This window comes from Ancylobacter sp. SL191, assembly GCF_026625645.1.
Classification (GTDB): Bacteria; Pseudomonadota; Alphaproteobacteria; order Rhizobiales; family Xanthobacteraceae; genus Ancylobacter.
Map to the genome: position 1 here is coordinate 780,391 of NZ_CP113056.1, position 25,021 is coordinate 805,411.

Annotated in this window: 26 protein-coding genes; 12 read left to right on the forward strand and 14 right to left on the reverse strand. The window is 68.7% G+C overall.

The features are described from left to right. Nucleotides 1-59: 59 nt before the first annotated feature. Nucleotides 60-1,442 carry an aminotransferase gene (locus OU996_RS03415; RefSeq protein ID WP_267584255.1) on the forward strand — a complete coding sequence of 461 codons (1,383 nt, stop codon included), beginning with the start codon at nt 60-62 and terminating at the stop codon, nt 1,440-1,442. A gap of 250 nt (nt 1,443-1,692) precedes the next feature. On the opposite strand, the gene OU996_RS03420 is transcribed toward OU996_RS03415, so the two are convergent. Next, nucleotides 1,693-2,295 (reverse strand): L,D-transpeptidase, encoded by a 603-nt coding sequence (locus tag OU996_RS03420; RefSeq protein ID WP_267584256.1) that lies wholly within the window; start codon nt 2,293-2,295, stop codon nt 1,693-1,695. Between the two features lie 294 nt (nt 2,296-2,589). Between OU996_RS03420 and OU996_RS03425 the strand changes: the two genes are divergently transcribed. After that, the gene (locus tag OU996_RS03425; protein WP_267584257.1) at nt 2,590-2,820 is read left to right on the forward strand and encodes a hypothetical protein; all 231 of its coding nucleotides are present in this window, start codon (nt 2,590-2,592) and stop codon (nt 2,818-2,820) included. A 219-nt stretch (nt 2,821-3,039) separates the two neighbouring features. Beyond that, entirely contained in the window at nt 3,040-4,014 is a 975-nt protein-coding gene (gene corA / locus OU996_RS03430; protein ID WP_267584258.1) for a magnesium/cobalt transporter CorA, read from the forward strand. Between the two features lie 18 nt (nt 4,015-4,032). Here the strand turns inward: corA and OU996_RS03435 are convergent, their stop codons facing one another. Continuing rightward, the gene (locus OU996_RS03435) at nt 4,033-4,782 is read right to left on the reverse strand and encodes an SDR family NAD(P)-dependent oxidoreductase (protein ID WP_267584259.1); all 750 of its coding nucleotides are present in this window, start codon (nt 4,780-4,782) and stop codon (nt 4,033-4,035) included. Nucleotides 4,783-4,882: 100 nt separating this feature from the next. Beyond that, nucleotides 4,883-5,509 carry a pyridoxamine 5'-phosphate oxidase gene (gene pdxH / locus OU996_RS03440; RefSeq protein ID WP_267584260.1) on the reverse strand — a complete coding sequence of 209 codons (627 nt, stop codon included), beginning with the start codon at nt 5,507-5,509 and terminating at the stop codon, nt 4,883-4,885. Nucleotides 5,510-5,582: 73 nt separating this feature from the next. Here pdxH and OU996_RS03445 point away from each other — a divergent pair, with 73 nt between their 5' ends. From OU996_RS03445 to OU996_RS03480, 8 genes are all read left to right on the forward strand, one after another. Then, on the forward strand, nt 5,583-6,044 hold the full coding sequence (locus OU996_RS03445; RefSeq protein ID WP_267584261.1) for an RT0821/Lpp0805 family surface protein: 462 nt from the start codon (nt 5,583-5,585) through the stop codon (nt 6,042-6,044). A gap of 111 nt (nt 6,045-6,155) precedes the next feature. Next, nucleotides 6,156-7,121: a J domain-containing protein gene (locus OU996_RS03450; protein WP_267584262.1), complete on the forward strand. Its 966-nt coding sequence runs from the start codon at nt 6,156-6,158 to the stop codon at nt 7,119-7,121. A 163-nt stretch (nt 7,122-7,284) separates the two neighbouring features. Beyond that, nucleotides 7,285-8,100 carry an enoyl-ACP reductase FabI gene (gene fabI, locus OU996_RS03455; protein WP_267584263.1) on the forward strand — a complete coding sequence of 272 codons (816 nt, stop codon included), beginning with the start codon at nt 7,285-7,287 and terminating at the stop codon, nt 8,098-8,100. Nucleotides 8,101-8,139: 39 nt separating this feature from the next. Then, entirely contained in the window at nt 8,140-8,730 is a 591-nt protein-coding gene (locus OU996_RS03460; RefSeq protein ID WP_267584264.1) for a hypothetical protein, read from the forward strand. Continuing rightward, entirely contained in the window at nt 8,727-9,317 is a 591-nt protein-coding gene (locus OU996_RS03465; RefSeq protein ID WP_267584265.1) for a histidine phosphatase family protein, read from the forward strand. The genes OU996_RS03460 and OU996_RS03465 overlap by 4 nt, the downstream gene beginning before the upstream one ends. Before the next feature lie 27 nt (nt 9,318-9,344). Then, on the forward strand, nt 9,345-10,724 hold the full coding sequence (locus OU996_RS03470) for a leucyl aminopeptidase family protein (RefSeq protein ID WP_267584266.1): 1,380 nt from the start codon (nt 9,345-9,347) through the stop codon (nt 10,722-10,724). A gap of 84 nt (nt 10,725-10,808) precedes the next feature. Next, nucleotides 10,809-11,156: a MarR family transcriptional regulator gene (locus OU996_RS03475; protein ID WP_267584267.1), complete on the forward strand. Its 348-nt coding sequence runs from the start codon at nt 10,809-10,811 to the stop codon at nt 11,154-11,156. Between the two features lie 41 nt (nt 11,157-11,197). Next, a complete protein-coding gene (locus OU996_RS03480) occupies nt 11,198-12,049 on the forward strand; it encodes a C40 family peptidase (protein WP_267584268.1) in 852 nt (283 codons plus the stop codon). 3 nt (nt 12,050-12,052) lie between these two features. Here OU996_RS03480 and OU996_RS03485 read toward each other — a convergent pair whose 3' ends face one another. From OU996_RS03485 to OU996_RS03505, 5 genes are all read right to left on the reverse strand, one after another. Next, nucleotides 12,053-14,746 (reverse strand): HAD-IC family P-type ATPase, encoded by a 2,694-nt coding sequence (locus OU996_RS03485; RefSeq protein ID WP_267584269.1) that lies wholly within the window; start codon nt 14,744-14,746, stop codon nt 12,053-12,055. Nucleotides 14,747-15,000: 254 nt separating this feature from the next. Beyond that, a complete protein-coding gene (locus OU996_RS03490) occupies nt 15,001-15,792 on the reverse strand; it encodes a DUF2076 domain-containing protein (protein WP_267584270.1) in 792 nt (263 codons plus the stop codon). 26 nt (nt 15,793-15,818) lie between these two features. Beyond that, nucleotides 15,819-16,541: a Bax inhibitor-1/YccA family protein gene (locus tag OU996_RS03495; RefSeq protein WP_267584271.1), complete on the reverse strand. Its 723-nt coding sequence runs from the start codon at nt 16,539-16,541 to the stop codon at nt 15,819-15,821. Nucleotides 16,542-16,574: 33 nt separating this feature from the next. After that, on the reverse strand, nt 16,575-17,363 hold the full coding sequence (locus OU996_RS03500) for an anti-sigma factor family protein (protein WP_267584272.1): 789 nt from the start codon (nt 17,361-17,363) through the stop codon (nt 16,575-16,577). Further along, nucleotides 17,347-17,901, reverse strand: coding sequence for a sigma-70 family RNA polymerase sigma factor (locus OU996_RS03505; protein WP_267584273.1), 555 nt, complete (start codon nt 17,899-17,901; stop codon nt 17,347-17,349). The genes OU996_RS03500 and OU996_RS03505 overlap by 17 nt, the downstream gene beginning before the upstream one ends. Nucleotides 17,902-18,035: 134 nt before the next feature. Here OU996_RS03505 and OU996_RS03510 point away from each other — a divergent pair, with 134 nt between their 5' ends. After that, a complete protein-coding gene (locus OU996_RS03510; protein WP_267585581.1) occupies nt 18,036-19,166 on the forward strand; it encodes an ROK family protein in 1,131 nt (376 codons plus the stop codon). Between the two features lie 53 nt (nt 19,167-19,219). On the opposite strand, the gene OU996_RS03515 is transcribed toward OU996_RS03510, so the two are convergent. The 6 genes from OU996_RS03515 to OU996_RS03540 form a co-directional block, all read right to left on the reverse strand. Continuing rightward, nucleotides 19,220-19,654, reverse strand: coding sequence for a low affinity iron permease family protein (locus OU996_RS03515; protein ID WP_267584274.1), 435 nt, complete (start codon nt 19,652-19,654; stop codon nt 19,220-19,222). An 85-nt stretch (nt 19,655-19,739) separates the two neighbouring features. Beyond that, the gene (locus OU996_RS03520) at nt 19,740-20,600 is read right to left on the reverse strand and encodes a glucose 1-dehydrogenase (protein WP_267584275.1); all 861 of its coding nucleotides are present in this window, start codon (nt 20,598-20,600) and stop codon (nt 19,740-19,742) included. A gap of 34 nt (nt 20,601-20,634) precedes the next feature. Beyond that, nucleotides 20,635-20,829, reverse strand: coding sequence for a DUF3008 family protein (locus tag OU996_RS03525; RefSeq protein ID WP_267584276.1), 195 nt, complete (start codon nt 20,827-20,829; stop codon nt 20,635-20,637). Nucleotides 20,830-20,921: 92 nt separating this feature from the next. Next, a complete protein-coding gene (locus tag OU996_RS03530; RefSeq protein ID WP_267584277.1) occupies nt 20,922-21,428 on the reverse strand; it encodes a ferritin-like domain-containing protein in 507 nt (168 codons plus the stop codon). Between the two features lie 399 nt (nt 21,429-21,827). Further along, nucleotides 21,828-22,748: an endonuclease/exonuclease/phosphatase family protein gene (locus tag OU996_RS03535; RefSeq protein ID WP_267584278.1), complete on the reverse strand. Its 921-nt coding sequence runs from the start codon at nt 22,746-22,748 to the stop codon at nt 21,828-21,830. Beyond that, the gene (locus OU996_RS03540; RefSeq protein ID WP_267584279.1) at nt 22,745-24,934 is read right to left on the reverse strand and encodes a VTT domain-containing protein; all 2,190 of its coding nucleotides are present in this window, start codon (nt 24,932-24,934) and stop codon (nt 22,745-22,747) included. The genes OU996_RS03535 and OU996_RS03540 overlap by 4 nt, the downstream gene beginning before the upstream one ends. Nucleotides 24,935-25,021 lie beyond the last annotated feature (87 nt).

Below are 25,021 nucleotides of genomic sequence, written 5' to 3' on the forward strand. Positions count from 1 at the left end.
TTCCGGGCGAGGCGCGGAAGCACTAGGCTGGTCCCATAGACCTTCCTGGAGCCGCGCCCATGTTGACCAACCTGCAGACTCGCGATGTCGAGACGCTGATCCACCCCTACACCAACCTCGCCGCCTTCCGCGAGGCGGGGCCGCTCATCCTCGACCACGGCAAGGGCGTGTGGGTCCACGACGTCGAGGGCAAGCCCTATCTCGAGGGCATGGCGGGGCTGTGGTGCACCGCGCTCGGCTACGGCAATGAGGAACTGGTGGAAGCGGCGGCGACGCAGATGCGCAAGCTGCCCTTCACCCACATTTTCGGCGGCAAGAGCCACGACCCGGCGATCGAGCTCGCCGAGAAGCTCAAGGAGATGGCGCCGGTGCCGATCTCCAAGGTGTTCTTCACCTCCTCGGGCTCGGAGGCCAACGACACCCAGATGAAGCTCGTCTGGTACATGAACAACGCGCTCGGCCGGCCGAAGAAGAAGAAGATCATCGCCCGCATGCGCGGCTATCACGGCGTCACCATCGCCTCGGCCTCGCTCACCGGCCTGCCCGGCAACCATAACGACTTCGACCTGCCGATCGCCGGCGTGCGCCACACCACCTGCCCGCATTATTACCGGCAGGCCGAGGAGGGCGAGACCGAGGAGGCCTTCGCCACCCGCCTCGCCGCCGATCTCGAGGCGCTGATCCTCGCCGAGGGGCCGGAGACGGTCGCCGCCTTCATCGCCGAGCCGGTGATGGGCGCGGGCGGCGTCATCGTGCCGCCGAAGACCTATTACCCGAAGATCCAGGACGTGCTGGCCAAGTACGACGTGTTCTTCATCGGCGACGAGGTCATCACCGGCTTCGGGCGCCTCGGCACGGCCTTCGGCAGCGAAGCCATGGAGATGAAGCCGCACTCCATCTCCATCGCCAAGGCGCTGTCCTCGGCCTACCAGCCGATCGGCGGCGTCATGATCCCCGAGGACATGTACCAGGCGATGCTGGACGAGAGCCGCAAGCTCGGCAGCTTCGGCCATGGCTACACCTATTCCGGCCACCCGGTCGCCGCCGCCGTGGCGCTGAAGACGCTGGAGATCTATGAGCGCGAGAGCATCTTCGAGCGCGTGCGGGCCAAGATCCCGCAGTTCGTCGCCCGCCGCGCGGCGCTGGAGGATCACCCGCTGGTCGGCGAGGCGCGCGGCGCGGGCATGGTTGCCGCCATCGAGATTGTCGCCGACAAGAAGACCAAGCACCAGTTCGACCCGAAGCTCGGCCTGGCCGCCAAATGCGTCGCCTTCGCGCAGGCCGAGGGGCTGATCGTGCGCAACGTGTTCGGCGACGCGGTCACCATCTGCCCGCCGCTGGTCATCTCGCCCGCCGAGATCGACGAACTGTTCGACCGGCTCACCCGCGCGCTCGACAAGACGCTCGACTGGGCGGTGAGCCAGAAGCTGCTGGCGGCCTGAGGCCGGCTTCCCACCTTGCCGTCATCCCGGACGGTCCGCAGGACCGCTCCGGGATCGCGGGAAGGAAAAGAGCGGCCCGCGATCCCGGCTCTGCGGCTTCGCGGAGCCTGCCCTTGGGCTTGCCGAAGGCAAGACCCGAGGGGCCGGGATGACGGCGGACCGGCGGAAGTCGCGATCCCCGCAAATAAAAAGGGCGCTGCCAGCGGCAGCGCCCTTTTTATATTCGTTGGGCTAAGTGCCGAGCGGAGGCTCAGAGCACCACGACTTCGGTGCCCTGCGGCACGCGGCTGTAAAGGTCGATCACGTCCTCATTGAGCATGCGGATGCAGCCCGAGGAGATCGCCTGCCCGATATATTCCGGCTGGTTGGTGCCGTGAATGCGGAACAGCGTGTCCTTGTTGCCCTGGTAGAGATAGAGCGCGCGAGCGCCCATCGGGTTGTGCGGGCCGGGGCCGACGAAGTTCGGGATACCCGCAAGGCGCTGCTTGATCTCGGGGGTCGGGGTCCAGGTCGGCCATTCGGCCTTGCGGCCCACCTTGGCCTCGCCCTTGAACGCCAGGCCTTCTTCGCCGACGGTCACGCCGTAGCGGATGGCCTTGCCGTTGTCCTGGACGAAGTAGAGATATTTCTTCTCGGTATCGACCACGATCGTGCCCGGCTTCTCGGCGCCGGCGTAATCGACGATCGAGCGCTGGTAGATGTCCGGCGGCAGGACCTTCTGATACGGCGCGTTGGCCAGAAGCTGCTTGTCCCGCGGCGTCAGCGACGCCGTCGGCGCCGGCTCACGCTCGACGCTGGTACAAGCGCCAACGAGAAGCGCAAACAGGATGATACCCGCCCCGCGCAAATTCATTTCTCAATGCTCCGAATCAATTGCACGCGCCAAGCGTGCGGCTTCACCCTTGACTGTCGATTAACCGAACTTGGTTCCGCCTTGAAGGGGCCACATGAGTGACCGTGCAAGGCGGGCAAAAAATGTTGCGCAAAAAGCTCACTTCTTCTGGAAGACATCCAAAATCGCCGGCAAAACCCCTCCGTAACGTCAAGAGCCTTACCGGCGACCCCGATTTTGCTTATTTTTGTCGCAGTCGACGGTCAATTCGTCGGCAGCCACCCGGCGAGCGGGTGGATCACCTTGGAGGAAGTCATGTCTACCGAAGACAAGCCGGCCCCCCAAAGCCGGCCGAGTGACCGCTGGGACCGCGCGGAGCAGAGTGCTCACTGGCGCGAGATCGGTATTTCCGCGGTTGCCGCCGCGGCGCGTTATGCGTCTGACAAGAAGACGGTATCCGATGCCCCCAATACGGGTGCGGCGCGGACCGATGGTGGTGATGCCAAAGTCGTAACGCTTCGCGACATCGAATATTTCGCGGCCTGATTGCCACCGGCCACCGGCCGGGACGAGCTCGTCCGCACCCCTCCCCCCACGCACCGACATCGTTTCCCGCCGTCGTCAGGCTGCGGGCGACCCGATGACGCGTCGCTGCTATAGGGACGGCTGAAACCGGCTGCGGCCTTCCGGGATTACCGGGAAGCCGCAGCCGGCCGTTCCATGGCGCCGCCCGCCATCGTCGCCGGCCTTTCCGGGGAGAACCGCATGATCACCGCCTATTGCGTGCGCGAAGGCGCGCTCACGGGAGTGCCCGTCGCGCCCGATGGCACGCTGCCGCCCGACACGATCTGGATCGACGTGCTGCGCCCCTCCGAGACGGAGGACGATCTGGTCGAATCGGCGCTCGGCATCGCCATCCCCACGCGGGACGAGATGATCGAAATCGAACCCTCGAGCCGGCTCCGGCTGGAGAAGGGCGCGATCTACCTGACCGGCAGTCTCGTCTGCAACTCGGAAGACGAGCGCCCGACACTCTCCGCCGTCACCTTCATTCTCGCCCGCCACCGGCTGGTCACGCTGCGCTATGACGAGCCCAAGCCCTTCCGGCTGGTCACCGCCGAGCTCGGCCGCGCCTGCCCGGCCGACATGACCGGCGAGCGGCTGCTGATGGAACTGCTCGACACCATCGTCGACCGCGCCGCCGACATCATCGAGCGCCTCGCCGCCCAGATCGAGGCGCTGTCCGAGCGCATCTTCGACCGCGAGGCCCGCACGGATCAGAACCAGCGCTACCGCGCGCTGCTGGCGCGGATCGCCCAGCTCGGCGACCTCGCCTCCAAGGTGCGCGAAAGCCTCGTCAGCATGGCCCGCATCTTCACCTTCCTCGCCGCCGAGGGCGAGCTGAAGGCGATGTCCAAGGACCAGAAGACGGCGCTGAAGAGCCTCCAGCGCGACGCCACCTCGCTCACCGACCATGTGAGCTATCTCGGCGACAAGATCACCTTCCTGCTCGACGCCACGCTGGGCCTCGTCAGCATCGAGCAGAACAACATCATCAAAATTTTCGCGGTGCTCTCGGTGGTGCTGATGCCGCCGACGCTTATCGCCTCGATCTACGGCATGAACTTCGAGCACATGCCCGAGCTTGCCCTGACATGGGGCTACCCGGCGGCGCTGATCGCCATGCTGATCGCGGCGATCGTGCCCTACTGGATCTTCAAATGGCGCCGCTGGCTGTGAGCCGGCAGGCCCGCACGCTCAGACGTGCTGGCCGCCATTGATGTGGATCTCGGCGCCGTTGAGGTAGGACGAGGTCTCTGTGCACAGCACATAGATGATCTTGGCCACCTCGTCGGGCGTGCCGAGCCGCTGCATCGGGATCTGCTCGACGATCTTCTCCGTGCCGGGCGAGAGGATCGAGGTGTCGATCTCGCCGGGCGCGATGGCGTTGACCCGCACGCCGAGCGGGCCGAAATCGGCCGCCATCTCGCGCGTCAGCCCGGCCAGCGCCGCCTTGGAGGTGGCATAGGCCGCGCCCGCGAAGGGGTGTACCCGCGAGCCGGCGATGGAGGTGACGTTCACCACAGCGCCATGGGTGCGCTTCAGCTCTTCCAGCAGGCCGCGCGCCAGCAGGATGGGGGCGAAGAAATTGACCTGGAAGACCTTGTGCCAGGCCTCCTGCGGCGTGTTGAGCGTGCTCAACCGCGCCCCGCCCGCCCCCTTGGGCGAGATGCCGGCATTGTTGACCAGCGCGTGCAGCTCGCCATTCTCCAGCCGGCTCTTGATCTCGTCGACCGCGCGCAGCGTGTCCTCGGGATTGGAGAGGTCGACCTGGATATGGTCCTCCGGCCCCATCTCCCACGGGCAATTCTCCGGGAAGGCATGGCGCGAGCAGGTGATGACCCGCCAGCCGGCGGCGGAGAACCGCTTGACGGTGGCGTGGCCGATCCCGCGCGAGGCGCCGGTGAGCAGCAAGGTACGGCGAGGCTGGTTGGAACCCTTGGTCATGGGGGCAGTCTTAGCTCAGCTCGGGGCGGGTGTCAGGACAATAGCGCGGCCGGGTGACGTCCGTAGGATGCCGGACCCCGCATCGCAGCGAAGAATAGGCTCAGGGATAGAGCCGCGTCTTGCTCCAGCCGTCCACCTCGGGCGTCGCGCGCTCGAAGACCACGCGGTCATGCAGGCGGAACGGGCGATCGTGCCAGAATTCGATCTGCACCGGGCGGATGCGGTAGCCGTTCCAGTGCGGCGGGCGGGGCACCTCGCCGAGGGCGTGCTTGGCGGTGAACTTCGCCACCGCCGCCTCCAACGCGAAGCGCCCTTCGAGCGCGCTCGACTGCTGGCTCGCCCAGGCGCCGATCTGCGACAGACGCGGGCGGCTGGCGAAATAGGCGTCAGCCTCCGCCGCGCTCACCATCTCCACCGGCCCACGCACCCGGATCTGCCGGCGCAGCGACTTCCAGTGGAACAGCACCGCCGCCTTCGGCGTGCCGGCGAGCTCGCGGCCCTTGGCGCTGTTGGAGTTGGTGAAGAACACGAAGCCGCGCGTGTCACGGGCATTGAGCAGCACCATCCGCACATCCGGCAGCCCGTCAGCATCGACGGTCGCCAGCGCCATGGCGTTGGGATCGTTAGGTTCGCTGGCCCTTGCCTCCGCGAACCAGTCCTCAAAGAGCTGGAACGGCTCGGCAGCCTGCGTGAAATCACCGGATGTTAACTCTTCAGGCGCTTCCATAAGGGCAGTCTCGATAAGTGGACCCGAGGGCCCGACGATGTTCCTAAGGCGGCGACGGACGGCATCATCCGCGATGATGCGCATTCCGGCTCCATATACGCACGCCGGCGCGCTTCGGACAGCGGCTTGCTCCGTCTCCTTCGTCGCGGTCGCTCTGTTGCTCGCCGGCTGCTCGGGCACCTCCGCGCTCGATCCCATCGCCACCGGCTCGATCAGCGCCCCCCCGGCCGCCTATGCCGCCGAACCCGTGCCCAAGGGCGTCGCCCCGGAGGACTGGATGGCGGCGCGCAAAGCGCTCGCCGAAGCGCTGGTCGAAAAGGACGCCGCCCCGAGCGTGCCGTGGGAGAATTATGTCAGCGCCACGCGCGGCACCGTCACCCCGCTCAGCAAGACCGCCGATGCGGGTGGCGGCCATTGCCGCGAATTCCTCATGAGCTTCGTCAAGGAGAGCGGCGAGGAATGGCTGCAGGGCGCGGCCTGCCGCACCAAGACCGGCTGGAAGGTCGATCAGGCCCGCCTGCTCGAGCGCAGCTAGCCCACATCCCTTCATCCGGCCGCACCCGCCTTTTGCCGCGCGCCGTTGCAGAGCGGCAACACGTCTCCTACATGACGCAGAGCCGGAACCGCCGGACGAGACGTATCATCCATGCGCGACCCCTATGACATCCTCGGCGTTGCCCGCAGCGCCGACGCAACCGAGATCAAGCGGGCTTTCCGCAAGCTCGCCAAGAAACTGCACCCCGACGCCAACCCGGACGATCCGGAGGCGCCGGACAAGTTCGCCGAGCTGAACTCCGCGCACGAAATTCTCTCGGACCCGGACAAGCGCGGCAAGTTCGACCGCGGCGAGATCGACGCCGAAGGCAAGCCGAAGGGCTTCGAGGGCTTTCCCGGCGGCGCCGGCGGCTTTCGCCGGGGTGGCGGCGGCTTCCAGCAGGGCCCGGCGGGCGAGACGATCTTCGAGAGCTTCTCCTTCGGCCAGGAGGGCGCGCGGCGCTCCGGCCATGGCCCGCATGACGCCGGCGGTTTCGACGACGTGCTCTCCGACATTCTGAGCGGCCTTGGCGGCGGGCGCGGCCGGTCGCGGGGGCGTGGCCGGGCGGAGACGCCGCGCGGCAATGACATCGACATCACCGTGCCGGTGCCGCTGGAGACCGTGGTCGAGGGCGGGCCGGTCAAGGTCCACTTGCCCAATGGACGGGTGATGGAGGTCAAGATCCCCGCCCGCGTCGCCGAGGGCCACCGCATGCGCATGAAGGGGCAGGGCGAGCCCAGCGCCTTTGGCGGCACGCCGGGGGACGCCTATGTCGTCGTCGCCTACGCCCCGCACCGCCTGTTCAAGGTGGAAGGCGCGGATCTGCGCGCCGACGTGCCGCTGCCGCTCGCCCAGGCGGTGCTGGGCGGCAAGCTGCGTGTGCCGACGCTGAAGGGCGAGGTAGAGCTCTCCCTCCCGGCCTGGACCGATTCGGGGCGGACCTTCCGCCTGCGCGGCAAGGGCCTGCCCAAGCCCGATGGCGGCGACGGCGATCTTCTGGCCACCGTCCGCATCGCCCTGCCGGCCGAGCGCGACTCCGAGCTCGAAGCGCTGCTGCGCAAGCGCAGCGGGGCTTGAGCGGGCGAGCGGCACCCACCTGCCGCTACGTCGGCCACGCCTGCGTCTTTCGCGGCCGCATGTCCGACTGTAACCGCTCGCTTGAGCGCGTCTTGCCGCTGTGCGATAGGAACCCCTCGCCACCGCAAGGTGGGACGACAGGACGGAGCACGGTGTGACGGGCATGGCATCGGTTGGGTTGATGAACGGCAAGCGCGGGCTCGTGATGGGTGTCGCCAATAACCGTTCCATCGCGTGGGGCATCGCCAAGGCCGTCCATGCTCAGGGCGCGAAGCTGGCCTTCACCTATCAGGGTGAGCCGCTGAAGAAGCGCGTCGAGCCGCTCGCCAATGAGCTGGACGCCGCCATTGTCGGCCATTGCGATGTTACCGACCCCGCCACCATCGACGCGGTCTTCGCGGAGACCGAGCGCCAGCTCGGCGGGCTCGACTTCCTCGTCCACTGCATCGCCTTCTCCGACAAGAGCGAGCTGGACGGGCGCTATGTCGACACCACCGCGGACAACTTCAGCAAGACCATGCTGATCTCCTGCTACAGCTTCACCGCCGTCGCCCAGCGCGCCGAGAAGCTGATGACCAATGGCGGCTCCATGCTGACGCTGACCTATTACGGCGCCGAGAAGTGGATGCCGCATTACAACGTCATGGGCGTCGCCAAGGCGGCGCTGGAGGCGAGCGTGCGCTACCTCGCGGCCGATCTCGGCCCGAAGAACATCCGCGTCAACGCCATCTCCGCCGGTCCGATCAAGACGCTGGCCGCTTCCGGCATCGGCGACTTCCGCTACATCCTGAAGTGGAACGAGCTGAACGCGCCACTGCGCCGCACCGTCACTATCGACGAGGTCGGCGATACCGGCATGTATCTGCTCTCGGATCTCGGGCGCGGCGTCACCGGCGAGATTCACCACGTCGATGCGGGCTATCATGTCGTCGGCATGAAGAACCCCGAGGCGCCGGACCTGACGCTGGATCGCGACTGATCCGCACGCGCCGCCCGAGCCCCGGTTAAGGAGACAGCGATGACCCAGCCTCACCCCGCTCCGACCCTGGCTTTTCCGCGTCTTGCGGTCCTGGCGACGGCGCTGGCCCTCGTCGGTGGGCTCGCCTTGTCCTCGGGCGCGCAGGCGCAGACCTCCCTCACCGTGCAGCCCCCGCCAGGTCCGCAGGATCGCGGTGTGCCGCCGACGCTGGAGCAATATCCGCTCCTGCCGCGCATTTTCGGGCCGGGCGGGGCGATCTTCCCCGGCTATGTCTCGCCGATCGACCAGAACGAGGATAGCCGCGTCTCGCTGCTCACCGGCGGCGGCGGGCGGATGGTGTTCGCGGCCGGCACGGCCGACACGCGCTGCCAGACCGAGCAGGCGCCGACCATCACCATTCTCAGCGCCCCGGCCGGTGTGAAGCTCTCGACCGACTATGGCAACTTCACCGTGGACGCGGTGCAGGCGGGCTCCTCCTTCTGCCTCGGCCGCGTCATCCAGGGCACGCGGGTCTTCGTCACCGGCCGGCTGCCGCGCGGCGGCGCCACCGCGACGCTGAAAGTCTCCTACCCGCAGGTGGGCCGGCTCGGCCGCAGCTACACCCACACCGTGACACTGCCCGCCCGATGAGCCGCTGCCGCATTTTCCTTGTTCGCCATGGCGAAACCGACTGGAACCTCGCCGGGCGTCTCCAGGGCCATCACGACATTCCGCTGAACGATCTCGGCCGCGAGCAGGCGGCCAACACCGCGCGCGTGGTCGACCGCCTCGCCGGCGGCGCGGCCGGGCTCGACTATGTGGCGAGCCCGCTCGGCCGAACCTCGCAGACCATGGCGATCCTGCGCGCCGAGCTCGGCCTGCCGCCGGACGAGTTCCGCCGCGACGCGCGGCTGAAGGAAATCGGCTTCGGCCGCTGGGAAGGCTATAGCTGGACCGAGCTGCGCCGCCGCGATCCCGCCAGCGTCGCCGTGCGCAAGACCGATCCGTGGAACTTCGTGCCGCCCGGCGGCGAGAGCTACGCCATGCTGACCGAGCGCGTTATGGGGGCGATCAACGAGATCACCACCGACAGCGTGGTGGTGACCCATGGCGGCGTCGTGCGCGCCATGCTGCATGTCCTCGCCGGCATGCCGCCCGAACAGGCGGTGGACCTGCCCGTGCGCCAGGGCGCGGTCTACATGGTCGAGAACGGCGCGTTTGAACTCGCCGTCGCCTGACGGCCGCCCGCACAAGAGGGGAACACCATGGCCGCCACGCTGATCACCGCCTCGGAGGCCGCCAATCCCCGCCCGATCTGGTGCGTGACGCCGCAGAACTGGCGCGAGGTGGCCAAGGGCCTGCCCGCCCCGGCGCTTGCCTTCGGCGAGGCGACCGGCTTCAAGGCCGAGCCCGGATCGCTCCTCATCCTGCCGGCGGCCGATGGCAGCATTGCCGGCGTGCTGTTCGGCTGCGAGGACGCCCCGCGCGACCCGCTCTCCTTCGGCAAGCTCGCGACGTCCCTGCCGGCCGGCGACTACTTTCTGGAGCGCGCCCCGGCGGACCCGCGCCTTGCCGCGCTCGGCCTGCTGCTCGGCGCCTACCGCTTCACGCGCTACCGCAAGCGCAGCCAGCCGGCCATCCGCCTCGTCGTGCCTGATGGCGTCGACAAGGCGGCGCTGGAGCGCACGGCGGAGGCGGTGACGCTCACGCGCGATCTCGTCAACACCCCTGCCAACGACCTCGGCCCGGCCGAGATCGAAGCCGCCGTGCGCACGCTGGCCGCGCGCTTCGGCGGCAGCGTCCGGGTGACGGCGGGCGATGATCTGCTCGCCGCCAATTTCCCGATGGTCCATGCCGTCGGCCGCGCCAGCCCGCGCGCGCCGCGCCTGATCGACCTCTCCTGGGGCGACGAGGACGCGCCCAAGGTCACGCTGGTCGGCAAGGGCGTCGCCTTCGACACCGGCGGGCTCGACATCAAGCCGTCCGCCGGCATGCTGCTGATGAAGAAGGACATGGGCGGCGCGGCGAGCGCGATCGGCCTCGCCCAGATGATCATGGGCCGCAACCTGCCGATCCGGCTGCGCCTCATCGTGCCGGCGGTGGAGAATGCGGTGTCCGGTGCCTCCTTCCGGCCGGGCGACATCCTGCCCTCGCGCAAGGGCCTCTCGGTCGAGATCGGCAATACCGATGCGGAGGGCCGGCTGATCCTCGCCGACGCGCTGGCGCTGGCGGATGAGGAAGCCCCGGAGCTGCTGATCGACTTCGCCACCCTCACCGGCGCCGCCCGCGTCGCACTCGGCCCGCAGCTTCCGCCCGCCTATACGGATGACGAGACGCTGGCCGCCGACCTCGCCCGCCATGGCGCGGCCGAGGCCGATCCGCTCTGGCGCATGCCGCTGTGGCGGCCCTATGCCTCCATGCTCGACAGCCCGATCGCCGATCTCAACAACGCGCCGGGCGGCGGGTTTGCCGGCTCCATCACCGCCGCGCTGTTCCTCCAGCGCTTCGTCGAGCGGGCGGGGAGCTGGCTGCATCTCGACATCTACGCCTGGAACCCGTCCAACCGGCCGGGCCGGCCGGAAGGGGGCGAGGCGCAGACCATACGCGCCCTCGACGCGCTGCTGACGGAGCGTTACGCGCGTTAAGGAATTGTTGGCCCGCCCGACCGCATGGTACGAACAATCCGCAGCCGTAACGATTAGCGTTACGGGGCCAACGAGGTTCGGACCATGGCGGTCGAGTTGCGCCCATCGCAGGCGCTGCGCCTGCTGCACGAGCTGTCGCTCGCGCAGGTGCGCGACGACGCGCCCGACCTCAGCCCGCGCCAGCTCGCCATCCTGCTCTGCGTCTATCTCGAAGCCCCGCCGCACACGGTGCGCGGCCTCGCCGCTCGCCTCGGCGTGACCAAGCCCGTCATTACCCGCGCGCTCGACACGATGGGCGCGCTCGGCCTCGTCTCGCGGCGCCGGGACGAGGCGGACAAGCGCAACGTCATCATCCAGCGCACGGTTGACGGGGCGCTGTATCTGGAAAAGCTGGGCGATCAGGTCGTCGCCGTCGCCCGCCATCTGCGCTGAGCGCGCCGCCGCCCGCCAGCCCTCTCCGCCGAGGACCGCCCGTGACCGAACTCGACCCGCGCCTCACGCCCGCCCGGCCGGACCTCGCCGCCACCCACCTGCGCGGCCTCATCGAGGCGCCGCGCTATGTGGAGGGCACCACCTACCGCGTCGTCCATCCCGCCGCGCCGGTGCGCAAGGAGCCCTCTCCCGAGGCGCCGCTGACCACCGAGGCACTGTTCGGCGAGACCGTGACGATCTACGACCTCACCGAGGAAGGCTGGGCCTGGGGCCAGCTCGATGGCGACGGCTATGTCGGCTGGCTGCCGGCGGAAGCGCTCGGCCCGGTGGCGGCGCCCGCCACCCACAAGGTCGCGGCGCTGCGCACCCCTGTCTTTGCCGGTCCATCGATCAAGCTGCCGCCGCAGGGCCTGCTCTCGCTCGGCAGCCGGGTCATCGTGATCGAGGCGCGCGAGCGATTCAGTCTCACCGCCGAGGGCGGTTTCATCTTCAGCGCCCATCTCGCGCCGTTGGATGTGGTGGAGGGCGATTTCGTCGCGCAGGCCGCGCGCTATCTCGGCGCCGCCTATCTCTGGGGTGGGCGCTCCAGCCTCGGGCTCGACTGTTCGGGCCTCGTGCAGATGGCGCTCACCGCCTGCGGCATCGCCTGCCCGCGCGACAGCGACATGCAGGAAAAGGCGCTCGGCGCCGCCCTTGCCTTCGACGGGGATCTCGCCACGCTCCGGCGCGGCGACCTGCTGTTCTGGCCCGGCCATGTCGGCATCGTCGAGGACGGACAGACGCTGCTGCACGCCACCGCCTTCTTCATGTCCGTGGTGCGCGAGCCGCTCGGGGCGGCGCTCGCCCGCATCGAGGCCAGCGGCACGCCCCTGCGCAGCGTGCGCCGGCTCTGAACCTCACAGCTCGTCGCGGAACAGGCCGAGCCGGCGCAGCGCGGCCTTCTCGGCTTCCAGCACGACCATCAGCAACACGCCGACGCCCACCACCATCACCCCGTCGAGGAAGCTGACGGGTCGCGTGTCGAACACCGCTTGCAGCGGCGGCGCGTAGGTAAAGGCGACCTGCGCCAGCGTCACCCCCGCCAGCGCGACCAGCACCGCGCGCGTGCCGAGCGCCCCGCGCCAGGTGAGCGACGTCGTGTGCAGAAAGCGCACATTGAACAGGTAGAAGATCTCCATCACCACGATGGTGTTCACCACCAGCGTGCGCGCGGTGGCGAGATCCTGCCCGCGCGCCAGCGCCAGATGCAGCATGGCGAAGGACGCCAGCATGAACAGCAGCGACACCAGCGCGATGCGCCAAAGCATGAAGGGCGTGAGCAGGCTTGCCCGCGCCGGGCGCGGCGGGCGGGCCATCGTGCCCGGTTCGGTCGGCTCGAAGGCCAGCGCAAGGCCCAGCGTCACGCTGAGGATGAGGTTCAGCCAGAGGATCTGCGCCGGCGACATGGGCAGCGTCGCGCCAATGAGGATGGCGACGACGACGCCCAGCACCTCACCGCCATTGGTCGGCAGGGTCCAGGCGATCATCTTGCGGATGTTGTCATAGACCGTGCGTCCCTCCTTCACCGCCGCGACGATGGAGGCGAAATTGTCGTCGAGCAGCACCACCTCAGCTGCCTGCTTGGCGGCTTCCGTGCCCTTGCGGCCCATGGCGATGCCGACATCGGCCTGTTTGAGCGAGGGCGCGTCATTCACCCCGTCGCCGGTCATCGCCACCACCGCGCCGGTGGTCTGCAGCGCGCGCACGATGCGCAGCTTGTTCTCCGGGCTGGTGCGGGCGAACACGGTGGTCTCCTGCGCCCGGCCGATGAGGGCGTCATCCTCGGTGGCATCTACCTCCGCGCCCGTCATCACCCGCGGCTCGGCGCCAAGCCCGAGCTGGCGGGCGATGGCCTGGGCGGTCGCCCCGTGGTCGCCCGTGATCATTTTCACGCCGATGCCGGCGGTCTGGCACTCGGCAATGGCCGCCATGGCCTCGGCACGCGGCGGGTCGATGAAGCCGACCAGCCCGAGGAACTCCATGTCCTCAAGGTCGCTCAAGGCAAGGCGACCGCTCCCGGAGTCGAACAGCCGCATCGCGGCAAAGCCGAGCAGCCGCTCGCCCTGCCGGGCCGTCGCCTCGATGGCGGCGTTCCAGCGTGTTTCCTCCGCCCCCGCGCAGAGCGCGAGCACCGCTTCCGGCGCGCCCTTGACGAAGATGACCGCCTCGCCGGACGGCCCGCGCGCCAGCACCGCCATGAAGCGATAGGCGGCATCGAAGGGGATGGCGTCGAGCCACTGCCACGCCCCGCGCTCCACGGCCGGCACCAGCCCGCCCTTGACGGCGAGCGCCACCAGCGCCGCCTCCATCGGATCGCCCTCGGCGTGCCAGACGCCCCCCTCGGCGCGCAGATGCGCGTCATTGCACAGCAGCCCGCAGCGCAGCAGCGCCTCCACGGCGGCGCCCGACGCCTCCGGCCCGCTCAGCTCGCCCTCTGGCGCGTAGCCGATACCGGAGACGTCAATGGCGGCCACCGCTGCCGCGTCGCCGGGCACGAAGAGCCGTCGCGCCGTCATCTCGTTGCGGGTGAGCGTGCCGGTCTTGTCCGAGCAGATGATCGAGGTGGCCCCCAGCGTCTCCACCGCCGGCAGGAGACGGATGACCGCGTTGCGCCGGGCCATGCGGCGCACGCCGATGGCGAGGGTAATGGTGATGACCGCTGGCAGCCCCTCCGGCACCACGCCGACCGCGAGCGCCACCACCGCCATCAGCGCCTCGCTCCAGCCATAGCCGCGCAGCAGCACGGCAATGAGGAACAGCACGCCGCCGGCGATCAGCACCGCCCCGGTGAAGCGGCGGGCAAAGGCGTCGATCTCGCGCAGCAGGGGAGTCGCCATAGGCTCCACACCCGCCATCAACCGGCCGATGCGGCCAATCTGGGTGCGGGCGCCGGTGGCAACGACGATGCCGGTGCCCTGCCCCGCCGCGACCGTCGTGCCGGAGAACGCCATGGAATGCCGGTCACCAAGCGCCGCCTCGGCCGGGGCGGGCGCCTCATGTTTCTGCGCGGCGAGCGATTCGCCGGTGAGCATTGCCTCGTCGATCAGCATGCCGCGCGCTTCGATCAGCCGCGTGTCGGCCGGTACGCGGTCGCCGGCTTCAAGCAGCACGAGGTCGCCGGGCACGAGATCGCGCGCGGCGATGCTCTGGCGCTGGCTGGCGCGGATGACGTTGGCGTGCGGCGCGACCATGTTGCGGATCGCCCGCAACGACTCTTCGGCCCGCCCCTCCTGCACGAAGCCGACGATGGCGTTCGCCAGCACCACCGCGATGATGACGCCGGCATCGACATAATGGCCGAGGATCAGCGCCGCGACCGCGCCAGCCAGTAGGAAATAGATCAGCGCATTGTTGAACTGGGCGAGGAAGCGGCGGAGCGGCGAAGGCCCCTTCGGTTCGGGCAGCGCGTTCGGCCCATGCGCGACGAGGCGGCGGCGCGCCTCCTCGGCGGCCAGGCCGGTGATGGGAGCCTCCAGCCGCGCGGCGACGTCGGCATGGCTCAGCGCGTGCCAGCGGGCCTCCGAGGCGTGCGTGGGATCGGCGAGGGTCATGGCGGTGGCGCCTTCCGTTCCATCAGCGGGATGCGAACGCTAGCGGGTGAGTCCGATGGGACAACCGGACTTTCCCGGATGCGCGCGGAAAGCTGGCTCACCCCCAACATGGCGCGTGTTGCCGCCGAACCAAGGGCGGAACGAAAGATGGCGCGCGGCGCGGCGCGAAAAGGCGCCGGCCGGCGATGCACGAAAAAAGGGGCCGGCGTGAGCCGGCCCCAAGGAGAGGATCCACGGGGGATCCGAGGGAAGGGTCAAATCTCTTCGTCGCCGCCGAACCAGCCGCCGCCGTCGAACCAGCCGCCTTCATCGGAAGCGTTGATGTCATCGGCGCCCGCATCGGCCGCATTGTCGGCGGGAGCATCCGCCGGAGGCTCGGCCGGGGCTTCAGCGGCTTTCGCCTCGCCGCCGGAGAGCATGCTGGAAATGGCGCTGCCTAGAAGCACGCCGCCCGCCACGCCCATCGCCGTCTGCGCCGCGCCGGCGAGGAACCCGCCGCCACCGCCGCCGAAGCCCGGCCGGCCGAAGGCGCCGGGCTGCTGGGCCATGCCCGGCTGCCCCATTCCGGGAGCACCCATGCCGGGTTGGCCATAGCCGGGTTGGCCCTGTGAGGGAGTTCCCGGCTGGCCGACGGGGGCGCCGCCCCAGGCGGGGGAGGAGGCCCCCGCCGCAGCCCCGGCGCCCGAGCCGAAGGCGGTGCTGCTCGTGCGCGGCATGGACGGAACCGAGCCGCGCCGGGCCGGCGGAGCGCCCGAGCCGAACAGGCTGCCGAACAGCCCGCCGGAGCTGGCCGGACGCGACTCACTGGCCTGACGCTCCACCTCTTCGGCCTGACGCTCCAGCTCCTCGATGCGCGCCTGTGCCTGCTGCAGGGCGTAGTCCTGCATGACAATGGTCTGCGCCATCAGATAGGGCGCTGCCGGCTGACGGGCGATGCGTTCGGCGATGTAGCCCTCGGCCTGCCCGTCGCGCGGGGGCGAGCGGCGTTCCGCCTCGACGAGCTTTTCGAAAAGCCCATCAATGGCTTGGCGATCCTGATCGTTCATCACGGATACCCTCGATTCGTCCAATCTCACTCCCGCTCGCCGGTGAGGTTGAGCAGAAGCTGGAAGATGTTGACGAAGTTGAGATAGAGCGACAGCGCGCCGAACACAGCGAGCTTCTGCTGCGATTCCGCGTCGAAATTATCGGCGTACTGCTCCTTGATGCTCTGCGTATCCCACGCCGTCAGACCAACGAACACAAGAATACCTACCACGGAAACGATGAACTGCAGCATCGTCGAGCCGAGGAAGATGTTGACCACGCTGGCGATGACTACGCCGATCAGACCCATGATCAGGAATGAGCCGAATTTCGACAGGTCACGCTTGGTGGTATAGCCATAAAGACTGGTCGCACCGAACATGGTTGCGGCGATGAAGAAGGTCCGCGCGATCGAGGTGCCGGTGAACACCAGGAAGATCGACGCCATGGACAGACCCATCACCGCGCAGAACGCCCAGAACATGGACTGCGCCGCGCTGGCCGACATCGACTGGATGCGGAACGAGAAGAACAGCACGAAGCCGATCGGGGCCAGCATCACCACCCACTTCAGCGGGGTGGAGAAGATCGGCACGTAAAGCGCCGGCGTGGTGCCGACGATGAAGGCCACGGCGCCGGTGATGACGAGGCCGAGCGCCATATAGTTGTAAACGCGAAGCATATGCTTGCGCAGGCCCTCGTCGAAGACGGCCTGATCGATGCCGCGCGAGGCGGTCTGCCACTGATAGCCGAAATTCGGCGTGTTCATGTCTCTCTCCATCGAGAAATCAACCCATTAGGGTCAGTAGAGCGAGCGCGCCAAAGCGGCGGCTGCCCGATCGAGTTCGCGGGTCTCGCCCTGGGCGACCAGGGCATAGGCGACCTCCCCGACCTGCCAATAGGCGGCGCTGAGATCTTCCCGCGGAACAGTGGTGGCCGGCACCACGTCGAAGCTGCCCGGCCGGACGGCGAACAGCGACACGGCGCCGAAATCCTTTGTCTTCACAGCGACTTCCACGCTCGGCCCGAAGGCCGACGGGAAGACCTGGACGTCCGAGACCTGCCAGTCCTCCGGCAGTTGCGGAACGACGATGGCGGTCGCGGCACGGATCTCCGCCGGGTCATAGGCGGCAGAGCCGGGCTGCGAGTTCATGCCGGCGCGCAGCTGAGTGGTGCGGTGCGCGCGCACAGCTTCCTCCAGATAGGCCGGCGGCAGATCGGACGCGACGACGCGGCTAACCCCGAGCGGGCCGAACTGCCCATGCGCCAGCCAGCCTGCGCCGATAAGCAGCGCGACCGAGGCGGCCAGACGCAGCCGGCGTATCCAGCGCTCGCGCGACAGTGCCCCTTCCAGCCGGCGCGCGGCGTCAGCGGTGGCCAGTCGCGCCGGGGCGCTCATCATTGAGCGCGGCGTATCCGCCAGCGCAAGGCGCAGCTCGTCGCGAATGCGCAAATCCGCCATCACCCGCGACGCCTCCGCCGGATGAGCGCTGAGATAAGCCTCGACGTCGATGCGGCGGGCGACGTTCAGCTCGTCATCAACATAGGCCTGCAGGTCGTCGTCGGAGACCGGATCAAGCGGACGGTTCATCCGCACCTCCTACAAGTCGCAAATGGGTCGGGCGCACCACCCCGCCCTCCTCCATCGCCCGCAAACTGGCGCGGGCGCGGGATAGGCGGGACATCAGCGTGCCCACGGGAATGCTCAGCGCGGCCGCCGCCTCGGCATAGCCAAGGCCTTCAATCGCCACGAGATGCAGCGCGGCGCGCTGCTCCTCCGGCAACTGCATGAAGGCCTCGCGCACCTGGGCGAGACGCACATGATGCTCCTGCGCCGGCTCGCCCGCCGGCTCGGCAAGCTCCAGCACACGGCGGCCGCGCTCATCCTCGGCACGCCGCGCCCGGCGTTTGTCGATGAAGGTATTGTGCAGAATGGACAGGAGCCAACCGCGCAGCCCCTTCGCCGCCGCGCGCTCGGGCGAGAAGCTGCCGCGCTTCTCATAGGCGCGGACCAGCGCGTCGTGGACGAGATCCTCGGCATCGGCGTCATCGCGGGTGAGCGAGCGCGCATAGCGTCGCAGCACCCCCAACTGGGCCGGCACGTCGAACATGGCCTGATCGCGCTTCATGTCGAGTATACGGAGCCCCGTGGCGGATTATTCCCACCCTTGCACGAATTTTTCGCGACCGCCGGGCAGGGAACGCCAGGCCGTTCCATCCGTTCTCCCGCAGCATCAATCCGGGCGGAGTGTGACGAACCATGATGGCTGAAAAATCCCGTGCCGCCGTTCCCGCCAAAGCCGTCCCGCCCGCCGTCTCGCATGGCGCGTCGACCCTCTCGGCGGTAACGATCGACGCCAGCAACAGCCAGCTTCGCGAAGAGGACGGCTTCCTCGGCGACAGGGCGCGGCGGGCGGCATTCTTCGCGATTCTCGACCGCTGGCGCGCGGTGGCGGGCGTGGAAGACCCGCTCGGCGAGGAACCGACCTCGGCTATCTCCAAGCGCCAGATCGATGATTTCCTGCGCGAGGGTAACGCGGTCGAGCAGGCCATCGTGCTGAGCGCGGTCGAGGAATACGCTCAGGAGCTCTCCACCGTCGTGCGCCGGCTGCTGCGGACCAGGGAGTGGCGGGGCACCGAGCGCATCGCGGTCGGCGGCGGATTGAAGGCCGGGCGGTTCGCGGAGGTCGCCATCGCCCGCGCCGAACTGATCGCCCGCGCGCAGGATGTGCCCATCGAACTGCGCCCGATCCCGCACCATCCGGATGAGGCCGGGCTGATCGGCGCGGTGCATCTGGCGCCAAGCTGGATGTTCGCCAGCTTCGGCGAGATCCTCGCGGTCGATATTGGCGGCACCAACATCCGCGCCGGCATCGTGCGCTTAAGTCTTGATAAGGCTGAGGATTTGTCGAAAGCGAAGGTACGCACCAGCCAGATCTGGCGCCACGGCGACGAGGATCCCAAGCGCGAGCATGCGGTGGAGCGGCTGGTTGACATGCTTAAGGAGCTGATCGCAGAAGCGGAGAAGGAGGGGCTGTCGCTGGCGCCTTTCATTGGGGTGGGGTGCCCGGGTTTGATCGAATCCGATGGGTCGATCGCCGCCGGGGCGCAGAATTTGCCGGGGAACTGGGAGAGCTCGCGCTTCAACCTGCCGGCGGCGCTGTGGGAGGCGATCCCGGAGATCGGCGGCCGCGAGACCACCGTCGTGATGCATAATGATGCGGTCGTTCAGGGACTTAGCGTCGTGCCCTTCATGCAGGACGTCGCCCATTGGGGCGTGCTGACCATTGGCACCGGGTTGGGCAATGCCCGTTTCACAAATCGCAGCCGGCCGAACGACGAAGAAAAAACCGCTGCCACGCGAAGTAAAGCGAAAGAAAAGGCGAAGGGCTGAGCCAACCGCCGGCACAGCCTCTCACCGGCCTCGCGCCCTGTGATCCCCATCCGTCATCGGTCCGGCGGGGCCGGGTCGCCATCGGCGGTCGCGCCGCTCTCCCGCTCGCGGCGGGCGAGTTCCTCATATTCCCGGCGAATGCGCTCAAGCGCGGTATCGTCCAGCTCCTCGAGATCGAGCAGGATGCGTCGCGCGCGGCCATTCGCGGCGATCAGCTCGTCGATCTTGATGTGAAGCGCGGCGGTGTCCCGGTTCTGGCTGTTCTGAATGACGAACACCATCAGGAAGGTGATGATGGTGGTCGAGGTGTTGATCACCAGCTGCCAGGTATCGCCAAAGCCGAAGAGCGGCCCGCTGGCGCCCCACAGCACGATCAGACCGAGCGCGCCTGCGAACACCACGGGCTTGCCGGTCTGCAGCGAAATCCATTGCGCGAAGCGGGTGAAGAGGGAGCGGCGCGGAGCGCCGGACGTGCTGCGGGGGCTCATGAACATCCACTCGGCCGTCCCCATGACGGTGCCGAGATGAACGCCGCTACGCCGCCCGCGTTCCCGCCCGGATCATCCGCCCGCGTCAGATCATCGGCGCGCCGCCGGTCACCGCGATGGTGGCGCCCGACACATAGCTGGAGAGCGGGTCGGCCAGCATGACATAGGCGGTCGCGAGTTCCGCTGGCTGGCCCGGCCGCTTCATCGGCACCTGCTCGCCAAAATGCTTCACCTTTTCCGGCGGCATGGTCGAGGGGATCAGCGGGGTCCAGATCGGACCCGGCGCCACCGCGTTGACGCGGATGTTGCGCGGCGCCAGCATCTGCGCGAGGCCGGCGGTGAAGTTCTGGATCGCCCCCTTGGTGGTGGCATAGGCCAGCAGGTTCGGGCTCGGCTTGTCGGAATTGATCGAGGCCGTGTTGATGATCGAGCCGCCCTCCGCCATGTGCGGCACCGCAGCCTTGCAGATATAGAACATGGCGTGGATGTTGACGCGGAAGGTCAGCTCCCACTCCTCGTCCGAGATATCCTCGATCGTCTCGAAGCTTGCCTGATGGGCCGCGTTGTTGACGAGAATGTCGATGCCGCCGAGCTCGCGCTGCGCGGTCTCCACCAGCTCCCGGCAGTGTTCGGCGTGCTGGATATCGCCGGGCACGAGCACCGCGCGCCGGCCGGCCTCCTCGACCAGACGCTGCGTCTCGGCCGCGTCGTCGCCCTCATTGAGGTAGGAGATGACGAGATCCGCCCCCTCGCGCGCATAGGCGAGGGCGACGGCGCGGCCAATGCCGCTGTCGCCGCCGGTGATCAGCGCGCGCTTGCCCTGGAGCCGGCCGGAGCCCTTATAGCTCTCCTCGCCATGGTCCGGGCGGGGCTGCATGCTGGCAGTCATGCCGGGCATGGGCTGGGGCTGTTCGGCGAAAGGCGGCGTCGGGTAATGGGCGGTCATTGCGGGTCTCCTCGGATGGTCGGGTGGTCTGGCCTCAGGATTTGCGGTCGTCGGCGTGCTCGGGTTTGCCCTTGCGGGGCGTGGCGGCGAGATCCTCAAGCTGGCGCTCGCTCATCGACTGCTCCATCGACTTCGAGGCACCCTTGAGCGCGCTTTCCGGCGCGTCGCCGCGTTTGGCTGCAAGCGCGGCCCCGGCCGCCTTCTGCTGGGCCTTGGATTTGGCGGGCATGGCGTGGGCCTCCTCCGCTGAATCAGCGTTCTGCAATCCGAACGGTTTGGCGGGAGAGCAAACCCTCCCGCCGCCGTCATCTGCCCCCTGCCTTACTCGGCAGCACGCAGATTGACCTTCGATTCAGCGAGCTTGGTCAGCTTGGAATCGGCGTTTTTCTCTTCCGCGAGGGTCTTTTCGAGAATGCTCGCGCAGTCCGGCCGGCCGAGCTGCCTGGCCCAGGCGACGAGGGTACCGTAGCGGGTCATCTCGTAATGTTCGACCGCCTGTGCGGCGGCGACCAGGGCGGCGTCGAGCACCTGCTTGTCGGCCACCTCGCCGGCGACCTCCTCGGCCTCGTCGATGATCCCGTCAATGGCCGGGCAAGTAACGGACTTCGCCTCTACACCATGAAGCCGGAAAACTTCTTCCAGGCGCACGATGTGATTCTTGGTCTCGGTGAGATGGCCCGTGAAATCTGCCTTGAGCTGCGGATCGGTTGCCTTGTCGATCATCTTCGGCAGCGACTTCACGATCTTGTTTTCGGCGTAGTAAATATCGCGGAGCTGATGGACGAACAGATCGTCCATTGTCTGGATGTCCTTGGAAAACAGACCCATGGTATTTTCCTCCTGAATGGCTTGGTTTTACCGCCATCGCACGCGGTATTAGGTGCGCGTACCGGCAGCCTCTGGGAGAACAACACGTGAGGCGACGGCCCGTTCCCGGATTTTATTAACCGTAATCTCCGCGGGACCGGAACACCGCGACAGGCTGCACACACCGCACCGGATGACCAGTCAGTGCAGTCAGGTGGACGATGTGTACGAGGAGGTGGACGATGTGTGCAGGCAAGCGCGTCTCATTCACCCCCGCCGCACGCGGCTCACCGCCCCCTTCACATCTGCGTCGGCGGCTGCTCGGGGCCGGGGGTCGGCGGCGCGTCGGGAAAGGGCGGCGCGGGCGGCGGGTCGCTGATGACGGGCAGCCGGGGGTCGCGAATGGCGGGCACCGCCGGGTCACGCACCGGCGGGCGCACCGGGTCGCGGATCGGCTCGGGAATCGGGATTGGTCCCGGCATCGGCGGGACACCGGGCGGACCTCCCGGCGGGATCGGCGGGGGAGACGGGTTGTCGGGAGTCAGTTGCGGCGCCATGGACTGAGCCTCCGGTCTGCCACCAGTCCGGGGCAACGTCCCCCTCGCCCGCCGGTTCCCACACTGCGGCGCCCGGCGGCAGGCGGATCTCGGCGATGACGGGCAAATGGTCGGAGGCGAAACGCCCCTGCGGGTCGGTCCAGGCCCGCGCGATCATGCCCTCATGGCTGCCATAGATGCGGTCGAGCCGCATCACCGGCCAGCGGGCGGGGAAGCTGCGCAGCTCGGTGCGCTCGGGCAGCACGCGGGTCAGCGTGCGCGTCACCAGCCCGAAGGAGAACCAGTCATTGAAATCGCCCATCATCAGCGTCGGCAGCGGCCGGCGGCGCCTGGCCATGGCGGCGAGCGTCATCACCTGCCGGCGCCGCTCCAAAATCGCCAGCCCGACATGGACGGCGACGACATGCAGCGGCCCTGCCGGCGTCAGCACCTCCGCCTCGATGGCGATGCGCGGCTCGCGCCGGCGCACGGAGAGGTCGTGCAGCTCGACGCCCCGCGTCGGCCAGCGCGAGAACAGGGCATGGCCGTAATGCCCGTCCGGCGCGAGGATGGTGCGGGCCTCGGTGAAATGGCCGATGCCGAGCCCCTCCAGCGGCGCAAGGCAGGCAACGTCGCGCCCGCGCGTGTCGATCTCCTGAAGGGCAAATATATCCGGCTTGTGGCGGGCGATCAGCGCGGCGATGCGGTCGAGGTCGAAGGCGCCATCCGGCCCGACACCGCCATGGATGTTCCAGCTCATCACCTTCAGCGTCGCGACGGAGGGGCGGGGCTGCGCGGCGTTCACGCGCTGCCTCGCATCCGCGCCACCAGCATTTGCAGGCCGAGCGAGACCAGGATCCACAGCACGACGAAGCCGGCCAGCATGGCGACGCTGCCGAGCGAGGGTTGGCTGATGACATCGACGATCTGCCGGCCGAGCGCGGTCAGCACGACCAGGCCGGGCAGCAGCCCCAGCGCGGTGCCCGCCGTGTAGTCGAGGAAGCGCACGCCCGCCGCGCCAGCGACGAGGTTGACCACGGTGAAGGGCGCCACCGGCACCATGCGCACCGTCGCCACCGCCAGCACGCCGCTCTCGGTCAGGCGGCGGCGGATGCGGTTGATGCGCGGGCCGATGAAGCGGCGCACGAGACCGGAGCCGAGCCGGCGGCCGACGCCATAGGTGGCGAGCGCGCTCGCCATGGCGCCGATGCCGGCGATCAGCGCCCCGGCCCAGCCGCCGAACAAGGCGACGGTGGCGACGATGAGCACCGAGACCGGGAAGATGAGGAAACCGCCAACGATGAAGACGCCGATCATGAAAGCCGGGGCCCAGGGCCGGTCAGCGATATTGTCCAGCGCGGCGATGATGCGCTCGGGTTCGGAGAGCGGGGAATAGGCCCAGGCGATCAGCAGCCCCACTACCACCAAAGCAGCGACGCCGAGCGCCACCAGCCAGCGTTTGCGCGGGTGGCGGGCGGCCTCCTCCGGGCGCTCCTCATAGATCGGCTCGACGGGATCGGCGAGGGAATCGATGCCGATCATCATGTCCGCCTCGCCCTCGCGCGGGACGGGCACGAGGCTCCGCCCGCCGCCGGGCGGGGCGCCGTCGATCACGGCCAGAAGCGAGCCGGCGCGCGCAATGGCCGTGCCGACCTCGGCGGCGGAGAGGCCGAGATGTTCGCCGAGCATGCGGTTGCGCACCGCCAGCACGGCCGCGCGTTCATCCTCGTCATCGGCGTCGATCACGAGGTCGCACTCGCTGTCGAAGCCCATGGAGCGGTTGCACAGATTGGCCGAGCCGATGCGCAGCAGCCGGTCGTCGACGATGGTGACCTTGGAATGCACCATGATCGGCGCCGAGGCCCCGTCGCCCTCACCTGCCACCTGTGGGAAGAAGAAGCGCACCCGCTCGGCCACGCCCGAGGCATCGAGGCGCTGGAGCACGCGGGCCCGTCCGGCGCCCATGGACTGGTGCTCGAACCAGCTGCGGTAGCCCTGCGGCACGACGATGACGGCTTCGAGCGCGGGCCGCTCGCGCAGCCGCCCGATCAGCCGCTCGGTGAAGCGCTCGCAGGTGAAGAACTGGTTCTCGATGTAGAGCTGACGCTCGGCGCTGTCGATCATGTCGAAGAACAGCGCCTCGACCTCGCGCACCTCGGGCTCCGCCTCGAAGGCGGGCAGGGTGCGGGAAATGCCGATGCCGATGTCGCGGAAATCCGGCGCCAGCCCCTCGGGCCAGTGCTCGGTGGTCACGCGGCGGCGGGGCGGCGGCAGGCGCTCGCAGGCGGCGCGCTTCCAGCGGTCGCGGAACAGCCGGCCGAGGGCGGAAGCGGCGGCGCCGTCCACCGCCATCTGCACATCGTGGAACGGCGCGTAGGCGGCGCCCGTCGGGTCGATCCGGCGCGGATCGTCCGGCACATGGTCGCTGGTGTCCCAGCGCCGGCGGGTGAGGTCGAGCCCGCCGGAAAACGCCATGGCGTCGTCGATCACCACGATCTTCTGGTGGTGCGAGGCGCCGAGCGGGAGCGAATCATCAAGGCACAATTCGATCTGCGGCGGGGTCGACCACAGGAAGGAATAGATCGGCGTCAGCTCGCGCTCGAAGGCGAACAGCACGGAATAGTCCCACAGCAGCAGCCGCACGCGCAGGCCCGGATTGCGCGCCACCAGCGCCGAGAGGAAGGCGGCGAGCGTCTCCGGCAGGCCATCATCGGCGCTGCCCTCCGGGCCGACCAGCTTCATGCGGCTGTCGAGATCCCAGCCGGCGATGTGGATGGTCTCGCGCGCCTCGACCAGCGCCCGGCGCAGCGCGCCGAAATAATTCGCGCCATCGGCGATGATTGCGGCGCGCGGGGCGTGCTCGACGCACCAGACATTGCGGCCCGGCCGCAGCACCGGCCCTTCCGACAGCGGCGCGGGCGGGGCGGCCTTGACCGGCGTCGGGCGCTCGGCGAGCGCGTTTTCCATCATGTCTTCGGCGAGTTGCGGCATGGTGGTCGGGTCTCCGGGTCGCGCGGGGCGGCGCCTGATTCCCGCCGTCAACCGCCGCCGCGCGCCAAGGTTCCCCCGCGCAGTACC